This is a genomic window from Rhizobium sp. BK212, assembly GCF_014197475.1.
Lineage (GTDB): Bacteria > Pseudomonadota > Alphaproteobacteria > Rhizobiales > Rhizobiaceae > Rhizobium > Rhizobium anhuiense.
The window spans coordinates 212431-233134 of the sequence record NZ_JACIFS010000001.1; the positions used below are offsets into that span (position 1 = coordinate 212431).

Here is a 20704-nt window from a genome sequence, read left to right on the forward strand (position 1 = left end):
CTGCATAATTTGTGCAAAATAATCTTCCTCACGCGGCGAATGCGGCAGAAACCGCGAAGTGCCGCAGCGAGAATTGGACTGAACAATGGAACAACTGGATCGTTTTGACCGTGACATTCTCGATATCGTTCAGCGCGACTGCCAGCTGAAAGCCGAAACGATCGCCGAACGGATCGGGCTGTCGGTCTCGGCCGTGCAAAGACGGTTGAAGCGGCTGCGCGAGGAGGGGATCATCAAGGCGGAGGTGGCCGTCGTCGACCGCAAGGCGACGGGAACGGCGATGGTGTTCATCGTCGGGATGGAGATCGAGCGGGACAATTACGACGCGCTGGCGAAGTTCCGCCTGTGGGCGGAGAAGCAGGATCACATACAGCAGGTCTATTACGTCACGGGCGCGGTCGATCTGATCGCGATCGTCACCGCCCGCGACGTCGAACATTATGACGATATCGCTGCGCTGATCATGGCAGACAATCCGCAGATCCGCCGCATGCACACGAATGTCGTGCTGCGCGACGTCAAGCTCGGTCTGTTCGTGCCGCTGGAATAGCGCTGGCGCGGCCGCGCGGACAAGCCGCTGGACTCGCATTCGGCAAAGGGCATAATTCCGGGCACACATTCTCGGGAGGAATGATCGTTGACGCTACGACACCAGATCATCGCATTGGCGATCGTCCCGCTCGTCATTTCGATCCTTGCGATCACCACCTTCATCACATGGCAATCGGCAAACCTCGCCAAGAACAGCATCGATACGTTCGAGCAGAACATGCTGAAGACCAAGGAAGCCGAAATCCTCAATCTGACCAACCTTGCCCTGTCCGCCATCCAGACGATCTACGACAAGGCCGGCGCCGACGACGAGGCTGCCAAGCAGCAGGTGGCGGCGATTCTGACCTCGCTCGACTACGGCAAGGACGGATATTTCTTCGTCTACGACTATGACGGCAACAATATCGTCCATCCGCGCCAGACGTTCCGGCACGGGCACAATTGGCTCGACCTGACCGATCCGGATGGCGACAAGGTCATTGCCGAACTGATCGCCACGGCAAAAGCGGGCGGCGGCCTGCATCAGTACAAATGGCAGAAACCATCGACCGGACAGATCGCCGACAAGCTCTCCTTCGTCGTCAGTCTCGACAAGTGGCACTGGGTGGTCGGCACCGGCGTTTACCTCGACGATGTCTTTGCCCAGAGTGCCGCCGCCAATGCCGACATGCGCGCCGACGTCAGACGGACCTTCATCATCGTCGCGCTGATCGCCGTGCCTTCGGTGCTCGTCGTTTTCACCACCTGCATGCTGCTGACTTTCCACGAGCGCCGCATGGCCGACAGCCGGCTCAAGGCGCTGACGCAGCGGGTCATCGACACCCAGGAAGAAGAGCGCGCGCGGCTTGCGCGCGAGCTGCATGACGGCATTTCCCAGAATCTCGTCGGCGTGCGCTATGCGATGGACCTTGCCGGCCGCAAGGTCAGGACCAATGTCGACGATGCCGCTCTTACCATCGACCGCGGCGTCGAGGCGCTGAACGGCGCCATCAAGGAGATCAGGCGGCTGTCGCACGATCTGCGGCCGCGTGTGCTCGACGATCTCGGCCTGACGGCGGCGTTAGAGGCGCTGTGTTATCATTTCGCCGAGCGGACGGGGATCGAGACGAAGATCGATGCTTCGGGCTTCACCGACACGCTGAAGGCCGAGGCGAGCACCGCGCTCTATCGCGTCGCCCAGGAAGCCTTCAACAATGTCGAACGCCACTCGGGCGCCTCCAAACTCTCGGTCAAGCTCTGGAGCGACGGCGGCCGCGCCCGCATGACCGTCACCGACAACGGCACCGGCTTCGACGGCGCCAGGGGCGACTTATCCGGCAGATCGGGTCTTGGCCTGCGCAACATGCAGGAACGGATGGCCCACTTCCGCGGTCTGTTGCTGATCAACAGCAGCGAGACCGGCACGACGCTGACGGCGATGCTGCCGAAATCGGCCAATCGTCCCGCCGATCGGCAGGCGGAAGCCGCATGACGGAACGCCTGAAAATCAAGGTGCTGTTGATCGACAACCATCCGCTGGTGCTGGACGGGTTGAAGGCAGTGCTCGAAACATTCGACCATATCGAAGTCGCCGGCACGGCCGGGCTTGCGCAAACGGGGCTCGACATCGGCCGGCAGGTGCTGCCGCAAGTGGTGCTGATGGATATCAACATGCCGAAGCTGAGCGGCATCGATGCGATCGAATTGTTCCGGAACGAACTGCCCCAGGCGCGGGTGGTGATGCTCTCGATGCATGACAGCCGCGAATATATTTCCTCCTCGGTCATGCATGGCGCTGCCGGCTATATCCTGAAGGACGTCTCGACCGACGAGATCGTCTCGGCCATCGAGACCGTGGCAGGTGGCGGCACCTATTTCTCCTCCGGTGTCTTCGACGCGCTGATGGGCGAGCGGGTGGAGGAGGGGAGCGATCCCCTGACACCGCGCGAACGCGACATTCTCGGGCTGATCGTTGCCGGCAGGAGCAACCGGGAGATCGCCGAGGCGCTCGGGATAAGCTCCGCCACGGCGGAAACCCATCGCAAGAATCTCAAGAAAAAGCTCGGCATCGCAACCACGGCCGGCCTCATCCGCTATGCGCTCGACCACGGCATCGTTGCAAAAGTCGACGTGAATTCGCGCCTACCCACTTCTGGGTAGGCCCCGGCATTTCACCCTTGCACCCATCTTGTGGGGATGAAACCAGCGCCCTAGGACTCCCCTCACGGCTAGCCGAGTGCGAGCCGTTGGGAGGAATTCACATGCGTTACATCAGCTTCCGATCGACCGGAAAACCGCAAGCGACCCGAACCGGGCCTGCCGCGGCCGCCGGCTGACAGACCTGCCTTCCACGCCGACAACTGGAACATGGCGACCGCCGCCCGCGGCGCCTGAAAGGGATCCCGACATGGAAAAACCACGTAGCAAGGCAGCGCTCTGGCTGCTTGTCATTCCGTTTATAGGTCTGCTCTGGCCGCCATTCTACAATCTCCGCGAGCCGTCTCTTTTCGGCTTTCCGTTCTTCTACTGGTATCAGCTTCTCTGGGTGCCGATCACCGCGACGCTGACCTGGATCGCCTATCGGAGCACCCGCCATGACGACTGACATCAACGGCACGGCGCTTGCCGTCTTCATCTTCTTTTTCGCGCTCGTCACCGTCATGGGCTTCGTCGCCAGCCGCTGGCGCAAGCCGGAGACACTCGCCCATATCGATGAATGGGGCCTTGGCGGACGCAACTTCGGCACCTGGATCACCTGGTTCCTCGTCGGCGGTGATTTCTATACCGCCTACACCGTGATCGCCGTCCCGGCGCTGGTCTATACCGTCGGCGCCTACGGCTTCTTCGCGCTGCCGTATACCATCGTCGTCTATCCCTTCGTCTTCATGGTCATGCCGGTTCTGTGGAAACGCGCCAAGGATTTCGGTTATGTGACGGCGGCCGACGTCGTTCACGGTCAATACGGATCGCGCAGTCTCGAACTCGCGGTGGCGGCAACCGGCGTCATCGCCACCATGCCCTACATCGCCCTGCAGCTCGTCGGCATGACGGCGGTGCTGAAGGCACTCGGGCTGCATGGCGAACTGCCGCTGGCGATCGCCTTCATCGTGCTGGCGCTCTACACCTATTCAGCGGGTCTGCGCGCGCCGGCTCTGATCGCCTTCGTCAAGGACATCATGATCTATATCGTCGTGATCGCAGCCGTCGCATTGATCCCGTCGAAGCTCGGAGGCTACGCCAATGTCTTTGCCTCGGCTGACGCGGCCTTCCAGGCCAAGGGTTCCGGCAGCCTGCTGCTCGGCGGCAATCAGTATGTCGCCTATGCCACGCTCGCCTTGGGTTCAGCGCTCGCGGCCTTCATGTATCCGCATACGCTGACGGGCATCTTTGCCTCCAACAGCGGCAAGACGATCCGCAAGAATGCGATCATGCTGCCCGCCTATACGCTGCTGCTCGGCCTTCTCGCGCTGCTCGGCTATATGGGACACGCCGCCAACCTGAAGCTCGACAGCGCCAATGATGTCGTTCCGACGCTGTTCAAGACGCTGTTTTCGGGCTGGTTCTCCGGCTTCGCCTTTGCGGCGATCGCCATCGGCGCGCTGGTGCCGGCAGCGGTGATGAGCATCGGCGCCGCCAATCTGTTCACCCGCAATTTCTGGAAAGCCTATGTCGATCCCAATGTCAGCGATGCGGGTGAGGCCAAGGTCGCGAAGGTGACGTCGCTGGTGGTGAAGGTCGGCGCGCTTCTCGTCATCATCTTCCTGCCGACGCAATTCGCCCTCGACCTGCAGCTGCTCGGCGGCATCTGGATCCTGCAGACACTTCCGGCCCTGGTGTTCGGTCTCTATACCAACTGGTTCCGCGCACCCGGCCTGCTTGCCGGCTGGTTCGTCGGCTTCTGCGGCGGCACCTTCCTCGTCTGGGATGCCGGCTGGAAACCTCTGCACCTGATCAGCCTCGGCGGCGAACCCTTCACCGTCTACACGGGACTGCTGGCGCTTGCGGCAAACATCGGTGTTGCGGTCGTGGTCAACGCCCTGCTTCCGGCCAAGGTTCCGGCTCGGGCCTAGGATGAAAATAGAAGGGCAGCAAACGCTGCCCTTCGTAACCATTTGCTTTCCAGCACAAGCTGGAGGGGGATGAGCTCGACTTAAAACTCTTCCCAATCGCCGGCCAATGCCGCATTCCCATTCGCCTGGAACGACTTGCCCACCTTGGCAATCATCTGGCGCGCCGGCGAGGCCACCGGTTGAGCATGCTGTGCCACGGCGGCGGGCTGCGATATCCGCTTCGGTGCCACCGCTCCGCCGATGTTGAACTGGCCCAGCAACTGGAACAGCGCGTCGGCTTCCTTGGCGAGGCTATGGGCGGCGGCTGTCGCTTCTTCCACCATGGCGGCGTTCTGCTGGGTGCCCTGATCCATCTTGTTGACGGCGGCATTGATCTCCTTCAACCCCGTCGCCTGCTCCTGCGAAGCGCCGACGATCGCCACGACATTGCCGTCGACCTGCTGTACCTGCACTGCAATTTCCTGCAGGGCTTTTCCGGTCTCGCCAACCAGGGCGACACCGCTTTTCACATGGCCATTCGACGCGTTGATCAGTTCCTTGATTTCCTTGGCCGCCTTGGCCGAACGCTGCGCCAACTCGCGCACTTCCTGGGCGACGACGGCAAAGCCCTTGCCTGCTTCGCCGGCGCGCGCCGCTTCGACGCCGGCATTCAGCGCCAGCAGGTTCGTCTGGAAGGCGATTTCATCGATGACGCCGATGATGCTGCCGATTTCGGTGGCGGAGGATTCGATCTTGCCCATGGCGTCGACCGCATCGCGAACGACGCTGCCCGAGCGTTCCGCATTTTCCTTCGTCTTACGAACGAGCTGGCCGGCTTCCTGAGCCCGGTTGCTCGAGTCGGCGACGGTGGTGGTGATCTCCTCCAGCGCAGCCGCCGTTTCCTCGACGGATGCAGCCTGCTGTTCGGTCCGCTTGGCGAGATCATCCGAGGCGGAGCGGATCTCCTGCGCGCCGCCGGCGATGGCGCTGGCGTTCTGGGCAACCTTCTGCATGGCGGCGCGGAGCTTTTCGACCGCGGAATTGAAGTCGGCTCTGAGCTTTTCCAGAGACGGAATGAACGGCGTGTCGATCTGCTGCGTGAGGTCACCGTCGGCCAGCGCCTGCAATGCGGTGCCCAGCCGGCCGACAGCCTGGTCCGTCTGCTCGGCCAGGGTGCGGCGTTCGCCGGCATCCTGCTCGAGCCGGTGCCGTTCCGCCACCGACCTCTTGGCTTCCGCATCGGCTTCCCGTTCGGCCTTTGCCGAAATGGCGTCGCGCAAGCCGGCCACGGCCCGTGCGAGCCTGCCGATCTCGTCGCCACGCGCTTCGAGGCGACGGTCGCCGTCGAGATTGCCCTCGGCCATAGCCTTCAGCGAAAGCTGAAGTTTTGCCAGCGGGCCGACGATCGTGCGTGCGGTGATGGCAGCGGCAATGATGGACAGAACAGCCGCAATGCCGAGCGCAGTCATCGCTATCGGCTTGAAGCCGCTCGCCGCGCTGCGAACCTCGCCGCCGATCGATTTGTTCAGCGCTTCCTGATAGTCGATGAATTTGTTGATGGCGCCAAGCCAGGCAACGAAGGCCGGCCTCGCCTGTTCGAGCAGGATCTTGCGGGCTGCCTCGCCGTCGCCCTTCTCCTGCAGCGCAATGATCTGGGCGACCAGCGGATTGGTCTTCGCCTGGATGTCGGCGATTTCGCTGAGAATGGTCTTTTCCTGTTCCGTCGCACCTGCCGGCGATGCAACCATCTCCGCCATGCGCTTTTCATTCTCGGCGTAAGACGCGGCCAGCTTTTCGATCAATGCCTCGGCAGTCTTCCGCTCATCGGCAGAGGTCACCAGAGTGACGTCACGGATCGCGATCGCCCGATCGTGCACGCTGCCGCGGTAGTTGATGGCAAAGCGCTGTTTGACGCTGTTGACGTCGTTGATCGTTTCAAGATTGTCGTTGATCTCAGCGACCTTGACCGCCGAATAGATGGTCAGGCCGGCCATCAGCAGAACCAGGAAGCTGAAGCCAAGGGTGAGACGCATCGCGATCCCGAAACTCTTAATGCTCTTCATTCGCACTCTCCATCGTGTGGGCGAGGTTTGTTGAAACGTGTCTGGTCGCCAGGGCCGCGCGTCATATCTTGTGCAAATGCGAGGCCCTCGATCTGTCCCCGAATGCGCCGAAAGGCGCGTTTGCGCGCCGGAACGATGCCATTTGCATGCCCTTGCGCGTTTACCCTGTGAGTGCGCGGAGCCATCGCGCCCAAGATGCGAGGCGGTGTGTCAAAGTAACAACGTCGATATTATGCGAGATTTCGGGGCCTGGTGCGCCATCATGGCATAGGTGACGATCCTGAGACCGTCGCTCCGACATCAAAAAATTTAGGCGAATATATTTTATAGAGTGTAAACGGAGCCGACAGGGCGCCATTCTGCAGCGCTTTTCGTATATTTTCGCGGAAATTTGCACATTCGCTGGGCATATGCCCGCATCAAGAGAATATGATAAGTTGTCCGGCAGAATTTGCACAGATCTTATGTTGTAGGATTAGACCGTAGCACTTTTCTTGCGCCCGATTCGAGCGACGATCTCGGCGAATGACCAACAATAATTACGAGTCTTTCCGGTTGTATTAGGATAGCGAGTCGATGCCGATCAGCGGAGTTCGCCGGTTGTTAAGCCCAACACTTTGAGAATTGTTAGAGGTTCTCATGGACGATGCGGCGTGGAAAGAAATGGGGCGGAGGTGGCACGCCGGGCTTCTTCCGAGTCAAAGCATGACGAGAACCCGGCAGCGAGCTGGCGGGAACTGCTCGACAGCGCCGTGCGCCTGGATTGGGAATGCCGCACCCGGACTGGGTCGGTTCCAGCCTGACCCATGCCGCCCTGTTATCGGTCGACATCGACCATTTCAAAAGCATCAACGACATCTTTTCATTCCATCGGCGATATCGTTCTGCGCCACGGTGCCGGCTTGCTGGGCGATGCCGGGAGGGAAGGTAGCCTGGCAATCCGCATGGGCGGCGAGGAATTCCTGCTTCTGCCTCAGCCGCGTAGCAGCGGCAGGAGCTGATCGCCCTGCCGCCTGATCTCGGAGAGATAGGGCGTGTCGGACAGTACGAAGTGGGTGATGCCGAGATCCTGGTATTTGCGCAGCGAGCGGGCGACATCCGCCGCCGAGCCGACCAGCCAGGTGGTGCCGGCACCGCCGCCGCCGAACTTGCCCGGCGCCGTATAGAGGTTGTCGTCGAGGACGTCGCCGCGCTCATGGAGCTCAAGCAGCCGCTGCTGGCCGACGGCGAGCACGCGCTGGTGATCGTGCCAGCCGGTACCTTTGTTTCTCGCCATCTCGGCGACCTTCGCCTCGGCATCGGCCCAGGCCTGTTCCGTGGTGTCGCGGACCAGCGTCGTGATCCGCAGGCCGAATTCCAGCGGCGGGAGGTCGCGGTCCAGCTCCCGGCTCAGCGCCTTGAGCCGGTCGATCCGCTCGCGGACACCATCCAACGGCTCACCCCAGAAAAGCTGGACATCGGCCTCGGTCGCGGCCACCCGCTCGGCCGCCTCCGAGGCACCGCCAAAATAGAATTTGGGGTGCCGACGGTCGCCACGAACCTCGATGCGCGGCACCACGGTGGATTCGGCGACCCGGAAGTGCTCGCCCGCCGAGGTGACGTTTTCTTCCGTCCACAATCGGCGGACCAGACGCATGAACTCCCTGGTTCTGCTATAACGATGCGCCTGATCGCCCTCGCTGTCGCCGTAGGCGGCTAAGTTGTCCTTGCCCGACACAATGTTGATCCGCACCCGCCCACCTGTGAGGTGGTCCAGTGTCGCCGCCGCGGATGCGAAATTCGCCGGTCGCCAATAGCCAGGGCGGATCGCGATGAGCGGTTCGAAGGTGGTGGTCCGTGCGGCGAGCGAGGCCGCGACGGTGAACGTGTCGGGGCGGCCCCAACCGGTGCCGATGAGCGCCCCCTTCCAGCCATGCTCTTCGAGCGCCCGCGCATGGCTGGTCAGCGTATCCAGGCTGTTGTGGTTCTCGACGGCGGAATCGCCGCGATGACCGGGTCTGACGTCGTTGGGAATATACCAGAGAAATTCGGAATGATTGCTCATGCGATGCTGCAGTTCTGTCGGTGATCGGAACACGGAAACCGGGAAGCCCCCGGGAGATCATACGGCGGCCTGCGCCTTTTGCTGCTGCACCTGAAGTGCGAAGCCGTTCGGCGGGCGCTGGAGGCCGAGGTTCTCCCGCAGCGTCGTGCCTTCATATTCGTGCCGGAACAGGCCGCGCTTGCGCAGGATGGGGACGACCTGATCGACGAAATCGGTCAGCGCCGTGGGCAGCACCGGCGGCATGATGTTGAAGGCGTCGGCGGCTCCGTTCTCGAACCATGATTGCATCGCATCGGCGATCTGCTCGGGTGTTCCGACAACCGTCCGGTGGCCGCGAGCGGTGGCGACCGCCAGATAGAACTGGCGCAGTGTCAGATTGTTGCGCGACACCAGGTCGGAAACCAGCTTGAGGCGGCTTTTGTTGAGTTCGGTATTATCGGGCAGGGGCGGGGCGGGGTCGTCAAGCGAGTAGCCGGAAAGATCGACGCCCCTGTAGTGGCGGGCGAGGATATTCCAGGCAATGGAGGGATGAACCAGGGATTGGATATAGTCGTAATTCGCCTGGGCTTCGGCTTCCGTGCCGCCGAGAACGGGGAATATCCCGGGACTGATCAGCAGTTCGTCCGGCCGGCGGCCGTAGCGGGCGAGCCGGCCTTTGACGTCGGAGTAGAATTCCTGCGCATCCTCGAGAGTCTGGTTGGCGGTAAAGATCATCTCGGCCGTGCGGGCGGCAAGCTCGCGTCCCGGTTCGGATGCGCCGGCCTGCACGATGACAGGATAGCCCTGAACCGGACGGCCGACGTTGAGCGGACCGGCCACCGAGAAGAACTTGCCCTTGTGATCGACGAGATGCACCTTGTCGGGATCGAGATAGACGCCGCTTTCCTTATCGCGGATGAAGGCGTCGTCTTCATAGGAATCCCACAGGCCCTTCACCAGATCGACGAATTCCTCGGCCCGCTCATAACGATCGGCATGGGCGGGATGGCCGGCGATCGAAAAATTCTTCGAAACATCCGCGCCCGTCGTGACGACGTTCCAGGCCGCACGGCCCTTGGAGATATAGTCCAGCGACGCAAACCTGCGGGCGAGAAGATAGGGATCCTCATAGGTCGTCGATGCGGTCGCGACGAAGCCGATATGCTTGGTGACCTGCGAGAGGGCGGCCCAGAGGGTCAGGGGCTCGAAATGCGCGCCCTGGGCGGTGCGGCGAAGCGCTTCCGGGTCCTTGGTGCGGTCCCATCCCGCAGGACTATCGGCGACGAAGACGAGATCGAATTTGCCGCGCTCGGCGGTTTGGGCGAGCTCCCGGTAGTGATCGATATTGAGGCCGGCATCGGCCTGCGCCTCCGGATGGCGCCAGGCGGCGATATGATGGCCCGTCGCCATGATGAACGCGCCAAGCCGCATTTGCCGTTTCGATGTGCTCATTGGCTTATCTCCAGATCAAATTGAGCAGCTGCTCGTTTCAGGCAGCCTTGCGGCCCGGGAGGTCGACCCCGAGCCGGCTGAGGAGGTGGGCGCGGAATTGTGCAAAGCGCGGATCGCCATGATCGCGCGGCGTCGGCAGATCGATCTTGAGATCCTCGATGAGACGGCCTTCGTCGAGGACCAGTATCCGGTCGGCCAGCGAAATCGCCTCGTCGACGTCGTGGGTGACGAGCAGCACCGCAGGACGGTGCCTTGCACACAATTCCCGCAGCAGATCGTGCATCTTCAGCCGGGTCAGCGCGTCGAGCGCGCCGAACGGCTCATCGGCGAGAAGCAGGGCCGGCTCCCGCACCAGGGAACGGGCAAGGGCGACCCTCTGCTGCTCGCCGCCCGAAAGCTGGTTCGGCCACGCCGTTTCCCGCCCTTCAAGTCCCACTTCCGCCAAAGCCTTCCTACCGGCTTCCTGACCGGTGGTGCCGGCCAGGCCGAGCGTGACGTTCTGGATCACGCTGCGCCACGGCAGCAGGCGGGCATCCTGGAAAACCACCGAAAGGCTTTCCGGCGTCTCGAGAGTGCCGGTGCCCTCGACATCGTGATCGAGACCGGCAAGAGCCCTCAAAAACGTGCTTTTGCCGGAGCCGCTGCGGCCGAGCAGGGCGACGAATTCGCCTTCCTCGATGTCGAGATCGACGCCGTCAAGGATGGTCTTTTTCGCAAACCGGCGTACGAGGTTTCGCACGTGGACGGCCTTGGTCGCGGGCTTCAGTTTGCCAGGGTGCGGCGCCATGAGAGGACCCTCCGTTCGAGCAGACGGACGAGACCGTCCGAAACGAGACCCAACAGCACATAGACCACCAGGCCGACGAGAATGACGTCGGTCTGCCCGTAATTGCGGGCAAGATCGATCATGTAGCCGAGCCCGCTGGTGGCGTTGATCTGCTCGACCACGACGAGAGAGACCCAGCAGAGGGTAACGGCAAACCGCAGGCCTAAGAGGAAACCCGGCAAGGCGCCCGGCAGCACCACCTGAAGGATGAAGTCCTTCTGGCTCATGCGCAGCGTCTCGGCCAGTTCGACATAACGGCTGTCGATGCTGCGGAGCGCATTATGGGTGTGGATGTAAATCGGCACGATGACGGCAAGCACGATGGTGGTGACCTTCATGCCCTCGCCGATGCCGAACCATAGGATCAGCAAGGGGATCAGGGCCAGCGTCGGTATCGCGCGTTTGATCTGTACCGGACCATCGATCAGGGCTTCGCCGATCCGGGACAGGCCGGCGACAACCGCCAGGAGCGTACCGATCAGCAATCCGATGCTCAGGCCGAGCAGGGCGCGCGTCGCCGACGTCACGAAATTGTCCTGCAGGCGGCCCTGCTCTATCAGCCTTGCGAAAGCCTCGATGACCGTCCACGGCGCCGACAGGATGCGCGTGTCGATCCATCCCAATGCCGAGCCGACGACCCAGGTCAGGACAAGCAGTGCCGGCCCGATCTGCAGCCCGAAAGGGATCGCGGGTCCGGGACCCAGCCGGCGCCGGGCGCGAGGGCCGGCGGAGCTCACCGGGCCAGCAAAGCTGGCCGGGCCAACCGGCTTTGCCGCGCGTGAGCCTGCATGCGCAACTCTCCCGCCCGATGTCAGGGACAGTTTCGCCTCATCTGCATCCCAAGTGGTTGCCATGCTTCAGATCTCCTCTCCGAAGGGATGTCGAACGTTACTGGCTCTTGGCCAAAGCTTCGGCGCCGAGCTTTTCGAAGCGGTTGTCGAAAAGCTGTTCGACATTGAACGACTTGTAACCGAGCTCGTCCGCAAGCAGATTGATGGTTTCCTGGTGGCGCTTCTTCACTTCGCTCCAATCGCTGGGAACGATCTGTTCGCCGGTCATCTTGACCAGATATTCCCCGTCCTCCCGGCTGAGTCCCTGCTGGCCGACGTAATATTCTTTGATCCAGAGGTCCGGGTTCCGGTTCACCCATTCGGTGGCGCGGGCCCACAGGCCGACATATTCGGCGAGAGCTGCCGCCTTGGCGGGATCATCCAGAACCCATTGCGGTGCATAGAGATGGCTCGGATCATCCCGCAGGCCGTGCTCCAGGAGGGTCGCGCCATCAGGTCCGTATTGGGTGATATAGCGCCTGATATAGACGGTGCCGAGCGGTGCGATGTCGACCTGCTTGCTCGCCAACGCCTTCGGGTAGACGTCGCCGGTGCTCGGCAGTTCCACCAGGGTGACGTCGCTGCTCTTCAGACCTGCCGCATGCAACGCCCGAAGGACGAGCGTGCCCTGGGCCTGGCCCGGGCTGAAAGCGATGCGTTTGCCGCGGAAATCGGCGAGCGTCTTGACGGCTGCGCCTGGTGCAATGCCGAAGCGGTAGATGGGATTGGCGATCGGGTCACGGCGTTCGCGATAGGCGATATTGCGGACGGGCAGGTTGTTCCAGTTGGCGAAAATCGAGGGGATCTCGGCCACCGATCCGATATCGAGCGCATGGGCGCGGAAAGCTTCCGACGTCTGCGGCCCGCCGCTGATATTGGCCCATTTCACTTCAAAACTGAGCTCTTTGTCGAGGCCGGACACTTCGAGGGCTTTCTGGGTGACCGGATCGCCGATCGTCAGCACCGTGCCTGGCGGCACTTTGGCAAGCAGGGGGGCATCTGCCTGGGCCGCCGCCGGACCATGAACGGCACTGAGACCAAACAGACTGAACAACGCAATTTTGAATGTCTTTGCCAATGTCATCGTCGATCTTCCCGTTTCGGATTGTTGTTTGCAGGAACGATGCACGGTAAAATGGCGTATAATCTACTAAATCGGTAGACTATTTAGTTTAATAAAAGCGTCGCTGGTGGAAAATTGTCCCCAAAAGTCGAGCATCCGGAACGATCGTATCCGGCACCTTCGCAGGATGATCGGGGTGAGCAGGCGTAAAAAAAGCGCCTGGGACATCGTCCGCGGCGCTTAATAGGTCTCTTCTGTTGATAAGAGCAGGCGACGGCCGGAGTAACCGACCTTCGCCCGAACCGACGTCGACGTCAAACTCGCCTGATGTCAGGCCGGTGCGTATTCGTTGGCCGAGAATACGTGGTGATGCACCTTGCCGGTGAAGAGTTGCAGGAGTTCGCCGGTGACTTCGCGGCTCTCGGACCGCACATCGGAAAGCAGTGCCGCCTTTACCGCATCCATATCGGGATAACGAATGGCGAGCGCCATGGCATATACCGGGGCGCCTTCGTCTCGTTCCATTCCGTCCAGCACCCGGATTTCCTCGGCGCCCGGAAACTTCGTCCAGAGAGGGACGAGCCGCTGCCGCACGAATGCGCGGAATTCCGCTTCTCTGCCGGGATGGATTTCGCCTTCAAACAAAGCATAACGAATGATCATGGGGTCTCTTTTCCAAAACTCGCCGGAGCTGGATCGATGGTGGTGTGTTGTCGGAGTATCAGGGCGTATCGGTCGATACGCCCTGGCTGAGAGGCTTATTTGCCCCAGATTTTCTTGTATTGATCGCGGTAGCCGTTGTCGGGATCGAAGCTGTTCTTCGGTCCGCCGTCAAACTCGACGTTTGCGCTCGTTACCACATGCAGCGGCGAGACGTAGCCCGACCAGGGAGCGCCGGCAAAGGCGCGGTTCAATTCGTCGACGAGTTGCCAGCCCTGAAGGTTGAGCGGCTCGGCGACCGTGACGGCCTGAAACTGCTTGGCGCGGATCCGCTGATAGGCGCTCTCCGAACCGTCGCCGGCGGCGACGTTCACCGGTTTTCCGTCGCCTGCAATACCGGCCGAGGCGAGCGAAGGTCCCATGAAGTCGTAGTAGAGGTCGTTGATCGCCAGGGAATGCGTCCACTTCGCGCCATATTTCTGCAGAAGCGAGGTGGTGAGCTGCGGCATGCGCTGAGAGGTTTCGGCAATCGGCGTGTCGACATATTCGAGCACCGTGCCGCCGAGATCCTCGATCTCCTTCTTCATGCGATCGGCCTTGGCGATCGCGATCGCATAGGTGGAGTCGGTGAAGATGATGACGCCAGGCTTGCCGCCGGCATCGGCAAAGGCCCAATCCGCCGCGGACTTCGACACTTCCATCGCATCGGTGGTGACGTTGGCGAAGACGCCGACTTCGGGAACCGGACCGACAGCCGACGCCGCATGCCAGGAAACCATCGGAATGCCGGCAGCCTTGGCCGCTTCCATCGCCGGCTTCTGCTCGACCGCGTCAAAGCCGTTGATGATGATGCCATCCGGCTTCAGCGCCATGGCCTGGCCGAAGGCGGCGGTCCGCCCGCCGATCGAACCGGCGCCGTCGAGCGCCTTCACCGTCCAGCCCAGCGCGCCTGCCGCTTCCTGAACGCCATTGACCACGCCGAGGATGCCGCCGTTCTTCATATCGGCGGCAAGAATGACGATGTTCTTTCCGGTCGCGCCCTTGGGGCCGCTCGTCGGACCATCCCAGGCGCTCACCTTGGAAGCATACTTGTCGACCACGGCCTTGGCGTCGGCCATGGAATCGGCCAATGCCGGGATGCTCAGCATAACGGCGACGGTTGCGACCGTTGCCTGCAATAACATTCTGCGCTTCATGTTCACTCCTCCATTTTGTTTGTTGTGAAATGCCGACATGAGCCGGCATCCTCATTTGGATGCGGGTGTGATCCTCCTCACAGCTCCGCGTTTGCGCTGGGCGTAACCTGCTATGCCGATGGCAATCAGCAGGGTGACGCCGTTGAACAGCGGTTCGACGAAGAACGACCCGCCGAATTGCTGAATTCCGGAAATTCCGACCGCCAGGATGATGACGCCGATCAAGGTGCCCCAGACGTTCACCCGTCCGGGCTTGATCGTCGTCGATCCGAGAAATGCGCCAACAAGCGCCGGCAGCAGATATTCGAGGCCGACGCTTGCCTGGCCGATCCGCAGCTTCGAGGCGAGAAGGACCCCGGTCAGGGCCGCCAGCAGCCCCGAGGTGACGAAGGCGCCGATCACGAATTTGCGGACCGGAATGCCATTGAGGGCGGCGGCCTTCGGATTGGCGCCGATGGCGTAGAGATACCGGCCGATCGGCAGGTATTCGAGCACGATCCACATGCAGATGGCGATCAGCAGCACGTAGAAGCCGGTGATCGGCAGGCCGAACAGCATGGTGCCGTTCAGCGCATAGAAACCTTCCGGCAGGACGCCGACCACCTGCCGCCCACCGGTGTGCCAGAGGGCAAGCGCGTAAAGAACCGTTCCGGTGCCGAGCGTCGCGATGAAGCTGTCGATCTTCGCGACTTCGACCAGCAGGCCGTTTATGAAGCCGGTGAAGACGCCGAGTGCGAGAACGATGAGGACTGCGACCGGCCAGGGCAGGCCGTAGGCCGTCTGCAGGCTGATGGCGAGAATGTGCCAGAGCACGATGCCATAGCCGACGGTGAGATCGATGCGGCCCGACGCCATCGGGATCATCGCGGCGAGCGACAGAAGCGCAATGATTGCCTTGTCGGAGACGATCGAGCGGATATTCAACACGGTCGGGAACGTATCGGGCAGCAGGATCGAGAAGATCACGATCAGGCCGACGGTCAGGATCACCAGCCCGTAAACCGGGATCAGGCGTCCGATCTTCTGGCCTGTGGACAGGCCGGCCATTTCGCTCTTGGTCGGCTCCAGCGCCGTGGATTCAATGGATTGCATGGCTGTTCTCCCGATGGCTCAAGCGGCTTCCGATGCGGATGCGGCTGTGATGACCGCCTCCGTCGTCAGGGCGCTTCCAATCAGTTCACTGACGATTTTGCCGCGCGAGAAGACCAGCGCGCGGTGGCAGATATGGGCGATTTCCTCGAAATCCGTCGACACCACGACAACCGCGAGACCGGCCTCGAGCGCCTGGGTGATCAGACGGTAGATCTCCGCACGTGCGCCGATGTCGACGCCGGCAGTCGGATCTTCGGCGATCAGCAGCTTGCGGCCGGTCGCCAGCCAGCGGCCGACGACCACTTTCTGCTGATTGCCGCCCGACAGGGCCTCCACCGGCAGATCCGGGTCGTTCGGGCGCAGGCCGACGGAATGGCCGATCTTATGGGCAAGATCGGCCTCGCCGCGCGGCGACAGGAAGGACAAAAGCCCACGTCCGACGGCGCCCGGGTTGAGATAGGTATTTTCCCGAATGGAGAGCGACAGCGCCACGGACTCCTCCGTCCGGTCACGGGCAATCAAACCGATGCCCGACGCCATGGCCCGCAGCGGGCTCGAAAGGTCCGGGGCCTCGCCATGCAGCAGAACCGAGCCGTTGAAGGGCTCGCAACCGAACAGCGCGCGGCCGATCCTTTCCTGCCCGGCGCCACGCAATCCAGCCAGGCCCAGGAGCTCGCCCTCTCTTATATCGAAGGATATCGGGCTCGTGCCGGCGCAAACGAGATCGCGAACCTCGACGATTGCCTTGCCGGGCCTGATCTCCGTCTTGGAAAAGAGGCTGTCGCCGCTGCGGCCGATGATCATCGTCACCAGCTCGTCGGGTGTCGTCTCGCTGACGGGCTTCTGTCCCACCATGCAGCCGTCGCGCAGAACGGCGACCCGATCGGCGATGCGGAAAATCTCGTCGAGCCTGTGGGAGACGTAGATCATGCCGACGCCGCGGTCCTTCAGCGGGCGGATCGCATTGAACAGCCGATCGACTTCATCGGCGGGAAGGCTCGCCGTCGGCTCGTCGAGCACCAGAACGTCGGCTTCGACGGCAAGCGCACGGGCAATGGCGACAAGCGATTTTTCGGTGCGCGACAGCGCCGAGACCCGCGTGGTGGGATCGAAATCGCAGCCAACCAGCTTCAAGGCTTCCTTGGCACGCGCCTGCGTCCTGTTCCAATCGATCAGGCCGCGACGCATCGAGAAGCCCTGCGACAGGCCCATGTTCTCGCCGACCGTCATCCACTCGATCAGACCGAGATCCTGGTGGATGAAGGCAACCGGCTGCCGCTCGTTCGGCTTCGGAGGGCGGTGATGATAGCTCTGGCCGCGAAACAGGATGTCGCCGCTATCGGGCTTGTAGATGCCCGCAAGTGTCTTGATGAGCGTCGATTTGCCGGCGCCGTTTTCTCCCAGCAGCGCGAGGATTTCGCCCTCGCGCAGGTCGATCGAGACGTCCCGCAGCGCCTGCGTGCCGCCGAAGCTCTTGGTGATCGACTGGAACTCCAGCAGTCTCTTGGCTTCCACTGTGGCTCCTCCCAAAGCTGCAGTTGTCATTGACTGTATGTTATCGATAACATTTACGGATGGTCAAGCGGAAAGATGACGATCGCGAATTTCTCGAGGAATTGACGTCAGCCGGCCTGAAATCCGTCGAGAAGCCGCATCATCTCGGCCGAGTCCTTCGGCCCGAGGCCGGCAGCACAGAGCAGGCGATGAATCTCGACCACCGCGCCGGTCATCGGCAATGGCGTCTTCGTCTTCAGCGCAAAGGCCTGAAGCGAATCCAAGTCCTTCAACATATTGTCTATCCTGCCTGTCGGCGAGAAATCCCGGGCGGCGAATTTCGCCATGAATTCCTGCAATATGCGACTATCCGCCCTGCCGCCGGCAAGGGCTGCCGGAATGGCAGCCGGATCGACGCCGCCGGCTTCTGCGAGCTTGACCGCCTCGGCGACGGCCTGGAACAGCACGGCGCAAAACAGCTGATTGATCAGCTTCGTGGTCTGCCCGGCGCCCGATGCGCCCATCAGCGTGTAATTGGCGGCAAGATGCCGCATCACCACGCGCGCCCGCTCGAAATCCTCGGGGCTGCCGCCGGCCATGATCGTCAGGCGCCCGCTCAGCGCACCCGGCACGCCGCCGGACAATGGGCAATCCACCCATGCCATGCCGGTTTCCCGGCGCAACCGTGTCGCCATGTCGGCCGTTTCGGCCGGGTCGATCGAGGACATGTCGATCAGCACCTTGTCGGCATTGGCAGCCGCCGAAACACCTTTTTCGCCGAAGACGACGGCCCGGACGATATTTGCGTGATTGAGGCTGAGCACACAAAACGCCGACCGTGAGACCGCATCCTCCACGGAGCCTGCCGCATAGGCACCCTTGGCCTGCAAAGCCGCGACTTTTTCGGCGTCCAGGTCGAAGACCGAGACCTTGTGCCCGGTTTCGATCAATCGGCTGACGATTGCCGTTCCCATGATACCGGCGCCGATGACGGCGACATCTGCCCTGTGATCATCCTGCATGCTAATCTCCTCCCTTGACGGCCATGCCGCTGAATCCCTTGCAAGCCAGCGCTACAATATCATCCACGGCATTATCGATCGCCACCGTCACCACACCAGGCTCACCGGCTGGCGGCTCCAGCGTCTGCAACTGGCTGTCGAGGAGGGACGCCGGCATGAAATGGCCCTGACGCGCCTGCATCCGCGACAGCAGCAGATCGCGGGACCCCTCCAGGAAAACAAAGGCCAGGCGCCCGCCCGCCGCCTGCCGCAACCTGTCCCGATAGCTTCTCTTCAACGCCGAACAGGAAATCACCAATCCTTGCGATGCGTCCAGCGCGGTGCTGATTTTCGCGCCGATCCGGTCGAGCCAGGGCAGGCGGTCGTCGTCGGTCAGCGGTATGCCCTGCGCCATCTTCTCGACGTTTTGAGGCGGATGGAGCTGGTCGCCCTCTAGAAACGCCATGCCGTTTTGGGCAGCAATGCGTTCTCCGACCGAGGATTTGCCGCAGCCACTGACGCCCATGACGACAACGGCCAGAGGCGGTGCCATTTTCTCGCGCTTCATCGTCCCGTCTCTATCAGAGGCAGGTCGTGATGCCGCCGTCGACATAAAGCGTGTGCCCGTTGATGAAGGACGAGCCGCGGCCCGAGAGGAAGACGGCAGCGCCGACCAGTTCCTCGACATTGCCCCATCGTCCGGCCGGCGTCCGCTTCTCGAGCCATGAAGAGAATTCCGGATTGTCGACGAGCGCCTGGTTGAGCGGCGTCTTGAAATAGCCCGGCGCAATCGCGTTGATCTGCAGGCCGTACTTGGCCCAGTCGGCGCACATGCCGCGGGTCAGATTGCGCACCGCGCCCTTGGTCGCCGTGTAGGGAGCAATGCCGGGGCGCGCCAGTTCGCTTTGCACGGAGGCAATGTTGATGATCTTGCCCTGGCCGCGGGCGATCATGGGTTTGGCCGCCGCCTGGCCGACGTAAAACACGCTCGAAATATTGGTGGTCAGCAGCAGCTCCCATTTGTCCGCCGGGAAGTCTTCCAGCGGCGTGCGAAACTGCATGCCGGCATTGTTGATCAGGATGTCGAGCGGCCCGATATCGGCTTCGATCGCATCTATGCCTTCTTTGGCGGCGTCCTTGCTGGTGACGTCGAAGATCGCCGCATGGGCCGACAGGCCTTGATCCTTGAGGCTCGCGACCGCGCGTTTGACGCTTTCGGGCGTGCGGCCGTTGATGATGACCTCGGCGCCATGCTGCGCCAGCCCTTCGGCCAGGGCATAACCGATCCCCTGGCTCGAGCCGGTGATCAGGGCAAGGCGTCCGGTAAGATCAAACAAGTTCTTCATCTCATAACTCCTCCGGTCTCGCCGCGGGCGACGGCTGACGCTGCCGCTGGCGGTGAAACTCACTTGACATCCCTTTTTCGAATTATATGTTATCGATAACATAATCAACTGTCAAAATGCGGGATGGAAACGGAATGCCTGAGATGGAAATCTTGATGGCCGGAGCTTATCCGGAATGGGACATGGTGGATCTGGAGGCGAACTACCGCATCCATCGCCTGTGGGAAGCAACCGACCGGCAGGAACTGATTGCAAGAGTCGGCAAGGATATCCGCGCCATAGCGACGCGCGGCGAACTCGGCGCGTCCGCAGAGCTGATGGCGCAATTGCCGAAGCTGGAGATCGTCTCCTGTTATGGCGTCGGCACCGACGCTATCGACCTGTCCTATGCCCGCGCCAACGGCATTCGCGTCACCAACACGCCTGACGTGCTGACCGAAGATGTCGCCGATATCGCCATCGGACTGCTGATTGCCACGGCAAGGCAGATCCCGCAGGCCGACGTTCTCGTCCGCTCCGGCCAGTGGGGCAGCGTCGCCATGCCGCTGGTGACGAGGGTCTCCGGCAAGAAAGTCGGGGTCGCCGGCATGGGGCGGATCGGCAAGGCGATCGCCAAGCGGGCCGCCGCTTTCGGCTGTGAGATCTCCTACTTCGCCCGCAACGAGCACAAGGATGTTGCCTATGCCTACCAGCCGGACTTGGTCGCACTTGCCGATTGGGCCGATTTTCTGATCGTCATCGTCCCCGGCGGGCAGGCGACCATGAAGATCATCAACGCCGATGTGCTCAAAGCGCTCGGTCCCAACGGCATGTTGATCAATGTTTCGCGCGGAACGACCGTCGACGAAGAGGCGCTGATCGCAGCCCTTCGGGATGGCACGATCAAGGCCGCCGGCCTTGATGTCTTCCTGAACGAACCGAAGATCGACGCGCGTTTCCTGACGCTCCCAAACGTGGTGTTGCAGCCCCATCATGGCTCCGGTACCGTCGAGACGCGTAAGGCCATGGGCCAGTTGGTCAGAGACAATCTCGCCGCGCATTTTGCCGGCAACCCGCTTCCAACTCCCGTCGTGTGAGG

At 62.0% G+C, this 20704-nt stretch carries 20 protein-coding genes; 7 read left to right on the forward strand and 13 right to left on the reverse strand.

Annotation, left to right across the window (positions count from 1 at the left end; genetic code table 11):
* The first annotated feature begins 85 nt into the window (after positions 1-85).
* The 5 genes from FHT79_RS01045 (at position 86) to mctP (ending at position 4601) form a co-directional block, all read left to right on the forward strand.
* Positions 86-550, forward strand: a complete 465-nt coding sequence (locus FHT79_RS01045; protein WP_018246856.1) for an Lrp/AsnC family transcriptional regulator — start codon at positions 86-88, stop codon at positions 548-550.
* Positions 551-637: 87 nt separating this feature from the next.
* Positions 638-2023: a sensor histidine kinase MctS gene (gene mctS / locus FHT79_RS01050; protein WP_097595534.1), complete on the forward strand. Its 1386-nt coding sequence runs from the start codon at positions 638-640 to the stop codon at positions 2021-2023.
* A complete protein-coding gene (gene mctR / locus FHT79_RS01055; RefSeq protein ID WP_028757172.1) occupies positions 2020-2691 on the forward strand; it encodes a two-component system response regulator MctR in 672 nt (223 codons plus the stop codon). Before mctS ends, mctR begins: the two co-directional genes overlap by 4 nt.
* Before the next feature lie 247 nt (positions 2692-2938).
* A complete protein-coding gene (locus FHT79_RS01060) occupies positions 2939-3136 on the forward strand; it encodes a DUF3311 domain-containing protein (RefSeq protein WP_047612199.1) in 198 nt (65 codons plus the stop codon).
* Positions 3126-4601: a sodium:solute symporter family monocarboxylate transporter gene (gene mctP, locus FHT79_RS01065; protein WP_047614624.1), complete on the forward strand. Its 1476-nt coding sequence runs from the start codon at positions 3126-3128 to the stop codon at positions 4599-4601. Before FHT79_RS01060 ends, mctP begins: the two co-directional genes overlap by 11 nt.
* Positions 4602-4681: 80 nt before the next feature.
* Here the strand turns inward: mctP and FHT79_RS01070 are convergent, their stop codons facing one another.
* Positions 4682-6643 carry a methyl-accepting chemotaxis protein gene (locus FHT79_RS01070; RefSeq protein ID WP_097595535.1) on the reverse strand — a complete coding sequence of 654 codons (1962 nt, stop codon included), beginning with the start codon at positions 6641-6643 and terminating at the stop codon, positions 4682-4684.
* Between the two features lie 806 nt (positions 6644-7449).
* Here FHT79_RS01070 and FHT79_RS01075 point away from each other — a divergent pair.
* Entirely contained in the window at positions 7450-7644 is a 195-nt protein-coding gene (locus tag FHT79_RS01075) for a diguanylate cyclase (protein WP_245434951.1), read from the forward strand.
* On the opposite strand, the gene FHT79_RS01080 is transcribed toward FHT79_RS01075, so the two are convergent.
* From FHT79_RS01080 to FHT79_RS01135, 12 genes are all read right to left on the reverse strand, one after another.
* A complete protein-coding gene (locus tag FHT79_RS01080) occupies positions 7617-8687 on the reverse strand; it encodes an LLM class flavin-dependent oxidoreductase (protein ID WP_047614622.1) in 1071 nt (356 codons plus the stop codon). The genes FHT79_RS01075 and FHT79_RS01080 overlap by 28 nt on opposite strands.
* Before the next feature lie 57 nt (positions 8688-8744).
* Complete coding sequence (locus FHT79_RS01085; protein ID WP_168332942.1) at positions 8745-10118, reverse strand: LLM class flavin-dependent oxidoreductase; 1374 nt, start codon at positions 10116-10118, stop codon at positions 8745-8747.
* Positions 10119-10155: 37 nt separating this feature from the next.
* Entirely contained in the window at positions 10156-10905 is a 750-nt protein-coding gene (locus FHT79_RS01090) for an ABC transporter ATP-binding protein (protein ID WP_028757168.1), read from the reverse strand.
* A complete protein-coding gene (locus FHT79_RS01095; RefSeq protein ID WP_097595539.1) occupies positions 10881-11798 on the reverse strand; it encodes an ABC transporter permease in 918 nt (305 codons plus the stop codon). The genes FHT79_RS01090 and FHT79_RS01095 overlap by 25 nt, the downstream gene beginning before the upstream one ends.
* Before the next feature lie 34 nt (positions 11799-11832).
* Positions 11833-12858 (reverse strand): ABC transporter substrate-binding protein, encoded by a 1026-nt coding sequence (locus FHT79_RS01100; RefSeq protein ID WP_183902859.1) that lies wholly within the window; start codon positions 12856-12858, stop codon positions 11833-11835.
* A gap of 309 nt (positions 12859-13167) precedes the next feature.
* Positions 13168-13500, reverse strand: coding sequence for a hypothetical protein (locus tag FHT79_RS01105; protein WP_097595542.1), 333 nt, complete (start codon positions 13498-13500; stop codon positions 13168-13170).
* Positions 13501-13595: 95 nt separating this feature from the next.
* Positions 13596-14693 (reverse strand): substrate-binding domain-containing protein, encoded by a 1098-nt coding sequence (locus FHT79_RS01110; protein WP_047612187.1) that lies wholly within the window; start codon positions 14691-14693, stop codon positions 13596-13598.
* A 51-nt stretch (positions 14694-14744) separates the two neighbouring features.
* Positions 14745-15785 (reverse strand): ABC transporter permease, encoded by a 1041-nt coding sequence (locus FHT79_RS01115; RefSeq protein ID WP_028757289.1) that lies wholly within the window; start codon positions 15783-15785, stop codon positions 14745-14747.
* A gap of 18 nt (positions 15786-15803) precedes the next feature.
* A complete protein-coding gene (locus FHT79_RS01120) occupies positions 15804-17300 on the reverse strand; it encodes a sugar ABC transporter ATP-binding protein (protein ID WP_097595543.1) in 1497 nt (498 codons plus the stop codon).
* Positions 17301-17407: 107 nt separating this feature from the next.
* Positions 17408-18301 (reverse strand): NAD(P)-dependent oxidoreductase, encoded by an 894-nt coding sequence (locus FHT79_RS01125; RefSeq protein ID WP_097595544.1) that lies wholly within the window; start codon positions 18299-18301, stop codon positions 17408-17410.
* Between the two features lies 1 nt (position 18302).
* Positions 18303-18848 carry a gluconokinase gene (locus FHT79_RS01130; RefSeq protein ID WP_183902860.1) on the reverse strand — a complete coding sequence of 182 codons (546 nt, stop codon included), beginning with the start codon at positions 18846-18848 and terminating at the stop codon, positions 18303-18305.
* A gap of 13 nt (positions 18849-18861) precedes the next feature.
* Positions 18862-19626: an SDR family oxidoreductase gene (locus FHT79_RS01135; protein ID WP_047612176.1), complete on the reverse strand. Its 765-nt coding sequence runs from the start codon at positions 19624-19626 to the stop codon at positions 18862-18864.
* A 134-nt stretch (positions 19627-19760) separates the two neighbouring features.
* On the opposite strand from FHT79_RS01135, the gene FHT79_RS01140 reads away from it, so the two are divergent.
* On the forward strand, positions 19761-20702 hold the full coding sequence (locus FHT79_RS01140; protein ID WP_097595545.1) for a 2-hydroxyacid dehydrogenase: 942 nt from the start codon (positions 19761-19763) through the stop codon (positions 20700-20702).
* The last annotated feature ends 2 nt before the right edge of the window (positions 20703-20704 follow it).